The sequence below is a fragment of the Dietzia maris genome, from assembly GCF_014144855.1.
GTDB classification, from domain to species: Bacteria; Actinomycetota; Actinomycetes; order Mycobacteriales; family Mycobacteriaceae; genus Dietzia; species Dietzia kunjamensis.
The window spans coordinates 1-4,578 of record NZ_JAALDN010000415.1 but is presented as its reverse complement, the minus strand read 5'-3'; the positions used below and the strand labels follow the sequence as shown (position 1 = coordinate 4,578).

General features: G+C 69.2%; 5 protein-coding genes. 4 read left to right on the top strand and 1 reads right to left on the bottom strand.

Translation table 11 applies throughout. The annotated features are described in order from the left end of the window. Window positions 1–272 precede the first annotated feature (272 nt). The 4 genes from G6024_RS13375 to G6024_RS13360 all read left to right on the top strand — a co-directional run bounded on the left by G6024_RS13375 (window position 273) and on the right by G6024_RS13360 (window position 3,967). Window positions 273–1,631, top strand: a complete 1,359-nt coding sequence (locus tag G6024_RS13375; RefSeq protein ID WP_159148910.1) for a TrkH family potassium uptake protein — start codon at window positions 273–275, stop codon at window positions 1,629–1,631. Window positions 1,632–1,650: 19 nt separating this feature from the next. Beyond that, on the top strand, window positions 1,651–2,289 hold the full coding sequence (locus G6024_RS13370) for a potassium channel family protein (protein ID WP_061229485.1): 639 nt from the start codon (window positions 1,651–1,653) through the stop codon (window positions 2,287–2,289). A 141-nt stretch (window positions 2,290–2,430) separates the two neighbouring features. Next, window positions 2,431–3,411: an NAD(P)H-dependent flavin oxidoreductase gene (locus G6024_RS13365; protein WP_069389250.1), complete on the top strand. Its 981-nt coding sequence runs from the start codon at window positions 2,431–2,433 to the stop codon at window positions 3,409–3,411. A gap of 4 nt (window positions 3,412–3,415) precedes the next feature. Continuing rightward, on the top strand, window positions 3,416–3,967 hold the full coding sequence (locus tag G6024_RS13360; RefSeq protein WP_159148909.1) for a PadR family transcriptional regulator: 552 nt from the start codon (window positions 3,416–3,418) through the stop codon (window positions 3,965–3,967). On the opposite strand, the gene G6024_RS13355 is transcribed toward G6024_RS13360, so the two are convergent. Beyond that, the coding region (locus tag G6024_RS13355; RefSeq protein WP_159148908.1) for a zinc-binding dehydrogenase at window positions 3,954–4,578 on the bottom strand (625 nt) is incomplete at its 5' end. The genes G6024_RS13360 and G6024_RS13355 overlap by 14 nt on opposite strands.

Below are 4,578 nucleotides of genomic sequence, written 5' to 3'. Positions count from 1 at the left end.
CGGATCGCGGTGGAGTTCTGTGGCGGCCGACGACGGCCCGCGCACCGTCGTTCCCCGGGTGCCCGCGGCGGGCGGCGTCGATCCGGCAGCCGTCGCCGCGCTCGTGGAGGGCGCGGAGCGGTTGGCGCAGGAGATCTACGCGGGGGTCGTGGGCCGCACGCTGCGGTGATACGCAGCCGGTTCACGGAGGGCGAACTCCTACTGTTCATCGGTGGCGCCGAGGTCTACTGTTCGACCTCGTGACTGCGTATGGGCGGGTGTCACCGTCTGTGATGCGGCGGTGGGCGGGCTGGGCGACGTTGAGTCCGGTCCGGGTCGTCGCCCTGAGTTTCGCTGCGGCGATCGCGGTGGGGACCGGGTTGCTGCTGCTGCCCGCGGCGGTGGCGTCCGGGGGCGCCACCAGTGTGACCGAAGCGCTGTTCACGGCGACGTCGGCGATGTGCTTGACCGGGTTGATCGTGGTGGACACCCCTGTGCACTGGTCGGGATTCGGCCAGGCGGTCATTCTGGGCCTGATCCAGATCGGTGGCCTGGGGATCATGACCATGGCCTCGTTGGTGGGGTTGATGTTGGCGCACCGGATCGGGCTCAAGGCACGGTTGAACACCGCGGCCGAGGCCCGGGCGGCCGAACTCGGCGACGTGCGGGGCGTGGTCGTGGGCGTGGTCCGGATGAGTCTGCTCATCGAGGCGGTCACCGCGGCGGCGCTGGCGATTCGTTTCGCGGTCGGGTACGACGAGCCGGTGCTGCGGTCGCTGTGGCTGGGCGTGTTCCATTCGGTCTCGGCGTTCAACAACGCCGGGTTCGCGCTGTACAGCGACAACGTGATCGGCTTCGCCACCGATCCGTGGATCTGTGTGCCGTTGATGGTGGCGGTGATCCTGGGCGGGTTGGGCTTCCCGGTCCTGTTCGAGGTGGGGCGGCGCATCCGCCGGTCCGGATCCGCGACCCGGGAGCACCCGCGGTGGAGCCTGCACACCCGGCTGACCGTGCACGTCACGGCGATCCTGCTGTTGGCGGGGTTCGCGGCGGTCCTGGCGCTGGAGTGGACCCGCACGCTGCAATCGTTCGGTTTCGCCGACAAGGTCCTGGTGGCCGCGTTCCAGGGGACGATGCCCAGAACCGCCGGCTTCAACAGCGTCGACTACGCGCAGATGGACGAGGCGACCCTGCTCGTGACCGACGTGTTGATGTTCATCGGAGGCGGCAGCGGAGGCACTGCCGGCGGTATCAAGGTGACGACCTTCGCACTTCTGCTGTTCGTCATGGTCGCAGAGGTGCGGGGCGAGAAATCGGTCACGATCTTCGACCGCCGTGTGGACACCCGCGTCCAGCGCCAGGCGTTGGCCGTGGCACTCATCGGTATCGGATTGGTGACGGTCTCGACCATCGTGCTCCTGGCGGGGACGCCGTTCGGGCTCAATGAACTGCTGTTCGAGGTCACCTCCGCGTTCGCCACGGTGGGGCTGTCCACCGGCATCACCGCGCGGCTTCCCGAGTGGGGTCAGTGGATACTGATCGGACTGATGTACCTGGGCCGGATCGGCCCGATCACCATGGTCAGTGCCCTGGCCGCTCGCCAGCGCGGACGACGGTACGACCTTCCCGCAGAAAGGCCTCTCATTGGCTAGGAAATCAGCGCCGGACGCCGTGGCAGTGCTCGGTCTGGGTCGGTTCGGCAAGTCGCTCGCCCTGGAGTTGATGTCCCAGGGCGCGGAGGTGTTGGGCGTCGACGCGAGCGATGCGGTCGTGCAGAAGATCGCCAACCGCCTCACCCACGCGGTGGTGGCCGACACCACAGACGAGGAGTCCCTACGTCAGTTGTCGGTGCACGAGTTCGATCGCGCGGTGGTGGGGATCGGCTCCGACCTCGAGGCCAGCCTGCTGACCGCCTCGGCCCTGATCAATATGGGCGTGGCCAACGTGTGGGCCAAGGCGATCAGCAACTCTCACGCCAAGATCCTCACGCAGATCGGTGTGCATCATGTCGTGCGGCCGGAACACGACATGGGCAAGCGGGTGGCCCACCTGGTCCGCGGCCGGATGATCGACTACATCGAGTTCGATGACGGATTCGCCATGGTCAAGACGACCGCCCCCGCGTTCGCGACGGGTCGCAGTCTCGGTGCGACGTCGATCCGCACGGACCACGGCGTGACCGTGGTGGCGATCAAGCGTCCCGGGGAGGGCTTCACCTACGCCGCCGCCGACACGATCCTGCACCCCGGAGACACCATCATCGTCTCCGGCAAGGTACGCGACACCGAACGCTTCGCGGAGCTGTCCTAGACCGCGACTCCCGTCCGTGAGGTGTGGGTTCTGTCGCTGACGCGAGGCCGCCGACTTTTGTGCAACTAGTTGCACAAAAGTCGGCGCGACCGTACGGTCGGGGGAGAAGTCTGCTCCGCCCCGCTCACGACAGGACTGCTCATGGCCCTTCCCTCAGTGCTCGCCGGCCCGCTCACCGTCCCGGTGGTCGCCTCGCCGATGTTCATCTACTCCGGCCCCGAGCTGGTGGCAGCGCAGTGTCAGGCGGGGGTGATCGGGTCGTTCCCGGCGCTCAACGCTCGGCCGCAGTCGGCGCTGGCCGAGTGGATCGAGCAGGTGCGGGAGAGCAACGAGGCGTTCGCCGCCGCTAACCCCGACCGGTACGTCGCCCCGTTCGCGGTCAACCAGATCGTCCATCGCTCCAATGATCGGCTCGAGCAGGACCTGGCCACCGTCGTCGAGCACGAGGTGCCGATCGTCATCACCTCCCTCGGTGCGCGCGAGGAGGTCAACGAGGCCGTCCATTCGTACGGCGGCATCGTCCTGCATGACGTGATCAACGACCGGTTCGCCCGCAAGGCCGTCGAGAAGGGCGCGGACGGGCTCGTCGCGGTCGCCGCAGGCGCCGGGGGACACGCCGGCACCCAGTCGCCGTTCGCGCTGGTCAGCGAGATCCGCGAGTGGTTCGACGGCCCGCTGCTGCTGTCCGGGGCCATCGCCCACGGTCGCTCGATCCTCGCCGCACAGGCGGCCGGTGCCGACCTCGCCTACGTGGGTTCGGCGTTCCTCGCGACCGAGGAGTCCCGCGCCACCGACGCCTACAAGCAGATGATCGTCGACAGCGGCGCCGGCGACATCGTCTACAGCAACCTCTTCACCGGTATCCACGGGAACTACCTGCGGGGCAGTATCGAGGCCGCCGGCCTGAACCCCGACGATCTGCCCGAGTCCGATCCCTCGGCCATGGACTTCGGCTCCGGGGGGACCACCGACTCCAAGGCGTGGCGCGACATCTGGGGCGCCGGTCAGGGCGTGGGCGCGGTGGACTCGGTCGGGACCGTCCGCGAGCTGGTCGAGCGGCTGCGGTCCGAGTACGACGACGCGGTGACGGCTCTCACCGCGGGTCTGCCCGCGACCCGCTGACCCGATGTCGCTGAAGTTCGCGATCCTCACCTCCCTCACCGAGCGGGAGGGCAGCGGCATCGAACTCGCCCGCCGGTTCGACAAGTCGATCGGGTACTTCTGGCCCGCGACCCACCAGCAGATCTACCGCGAGCTCGATCGGCTGGCGTCCGCGGGCCTCATCCACGAGCTGCCTCAGCAGGGACCGCCGCGGCGGGGGCAACCCAGGAGGTTCGCCGTCGCCGACACCGGCCGGGACCTGCTGGTGGAGTGGATCGGGGAGGACGACGAGCCCGAACCGATGCGCTCGAGCCTCGCGGTCCGTGTCCGCGCGGCCGCGGCCACGGGCAGGGTGGATGACCTTCGGCGGGCCCTCGGGTACCACCGCCGCCAGCGGGTGGAGAACCTACGGCGGTACCGGGAGATCGAGGAGCAGGACTTCGCGGACCGCGACCCCGTCGAGGTCCGGGGTGCGCTCCAGCACCAGGTGCTCAAGTTGGGCATCCAGGCGGAGCAGGCGTGGGTGGGCTGGTGCGACGAGACCCTCGACGTGCTGGATCGCATCAGTCGACCGTGAGCAGGATCTTGCCGTGGCTCTCGCCCGACTCCAGCAGGGCCAGTGCGTCTGCGGCCCGGTCGAGCGGGATCTCGCGGGAGACCCGGGTGGTGACGTCCCCTGCTGCGACCATCGGCCACACCTGGTCCACGACCTCCCGGCAGATGCCGGTCTTGCCGCCGGGGCCGTCCGCAGGTCGGGCCCGGAGGTTGGTCGCGAGGATGCCGGCCCTCTTGGGCAGTAACCGGCCCAGGTTGAGCTCACCCTTCACCCCGCCCTGCAGGCCGATGACGATGACGCGACCGTCCGGCGCCAGGGACGCGATGTTCTTCTCCAGGTACTTCGCGCCCATCACGTCCAGGACCAGGTCGACGCCGCGGCCGCGCTCGTCGTCGTCGGTCCAGTCCTTGACCCGTTCGACAAAGTCCTCGTCCCGGTAGTCGATCACCAGGTTCGCGCCCAGTTCGCGGCACATCTGCACCTTCTCCGGCCCGCCAGCGGTGGTGGCCACGCGGGCCCCGAGCGCGCGACACACCTGGATCGCGTGGGAGCCGATCCCGCCGGCACCGCCGTGGATCAGCACCCGCGGGGCGCCGAGGTCGGTGTCGCCCCAGCGGGCCTGCGCGGCCAGG